General features: G+C 70.7%; 1 protein-coding gene. It reads right to left on the reverse strand.

Annotated elements, in window-relative coordinates; all coding sequences use genetic code 11:
• Positions 1-1709 (reverse strand): condensation domain-containing protein (locus ACIF6L_RS38645; protein ID WP_396491944.1); only part of this gene is annotated, 1709 nt, incomplete at both ends.

Raw genomic sequence — 1709 nt, forward strand, 5'->3', positions numbered from 1 at the left:
GTGGGGACGAGGTCGGGGCCGCGCTCCAGGCAGACACCGACGAGGACATCCGGTCCCGCGCCGAGCGCGAGCAGGTGGTGGGCGATGCGGTTGGCCCGCTCGTCGACCTCGCGGAAGGTGAGGCGGACGTCCCCGGCGATGACGGCGATCGCGTCCGGCGTCGCGGCGGCCTGGGCTTCGATCAGGTCGACGGTCAGGCCCTCCGGCCACTCGACCGAGCCACCCGCGGCCCAGGCTGTGAGCTGGGTGCGCTCCGCCTCCGGCAGGAGGACACGGCGGGCGTCACCGTCGGCGTCGGCGGCCATCGCCTCCAGCACCAGCCGGTACATGGCGCCCAGGCGCTGCAGGTTCGCCAAGCTGATCACATTGGTCGCACCCGCGAGGTCGAGCTTGCCGCCGACCGTGATGACGCTGAAGCCGAACTCGGTCGTGCCGTCGACCATCGTGCCCTCGACGTCGACCGAGGACTTGTCGACGAGGTGGAAGTCGAGGTACTCGAAGAGGGCGTTCAGCAGTTCCCGGTTGCCGCCGGCGGCGCGCTGGATGGCGGGCAGCGGGTAACGGCGGTGGGACCAGATGGCCGTCTCCGTCGCATGGGTCCGCTCGACCAGTTCGCGCCAGCTCGCGGCACCGCGCGTGGTGGGGAACGGCAGGGTGTTGAGGTGCATGCCGAGCACCCGGTCGGCGCCCGGCGCCTCCAGGCGGCCGTGGTAGACGACGCCCGTGTGGAAGGCGTCCTCGGCGGTGAAGCTGCCGAGCACCTTGAGGTGCGCGGCAAGCAGCACGTTCTTGAGCGAGGACTTCGCCTCGGTCGCGAGCCTGCGCAGGCCGTCCTCCAGGTCCGCGAACGGGATGTGGACGTGGTTGCGGTCCGCGACGCCGTTCAGGTCGGACTCGGCGAAGCCGTCCGGCAGGACCAGCGGGCTGTGGGTGTCGACGACCTGCTGCCAGAACTCCTGGGTCTGCGGGTCGGAGAGCGCGGTCTGCTCGGCGGCGATGAAGTCCGCGTAGCGGACCGACGGCACCTCGTAAGCGGTCGGCTCCTCGCCGTCCCGCAGGCTGCGGTAGCAGGCGAGCAGCTCCATCAGGAGGGTGTGGTAGCTCCACCCCTCGGTGATGGCGTGAATGTGACTAAACGTCAGGCGCCAGGCCTGGTCGGACTCGACGTGCACCGAGATGCGCAGCAGCGGGGCGGCGGTCAGCTCGAAGCCGTTCCGGTGCTCCTGCTCGACGTAGGCGAGCGTGAGGGCCGTCACCTCGGCCTCGGTCAGGCTGCGGACGTCGTGGATGGCGACCGGGATCTCGACGTCGGCGTGGACGAGCTGAAGCGGCCGGCTGAAGCCGTCCAGGTGCATGGAGGTGCGCAGGATGTCGTGCCGGGCCACCACGAGGTCGGCGGCGCGGCGGAACGCTGCGGCGTCGAAGGCCTTCGGGTCGGGCAGGCGGAAGGAGTTGATGTTCTGGTAGACGTCCCGGGACTCGGCCGCGAGCATCTCGACGAGCATGCCGGTCTGGATCTGGGAGAGCGGGTAGGCGTCGACGATGTCGGCCGGGAGGGCCTCGCGGTCCTCGTCCGAGATCTGGGTGAAGGGCTGGACGGCGGTGATGAGGGATTCGCCGGTGCCGTTGCCGGGGAGGGCTGCGGCCATGGCGGTGATGGTGCGCTGCTGGAAGACGTCGCGGATGGTGACGTCGTAGCCGGCGGCGCG

This window comes from Kitasatospora sp. NPDC086009, from assembly GCF_044540385.1.
In the GTDB taxonomy this organism is placed as follows: Bacteria; Actinomycetota; Actinomycetes; order Streptomycetales; family Streptomycetaceae; genus Kitasatospora.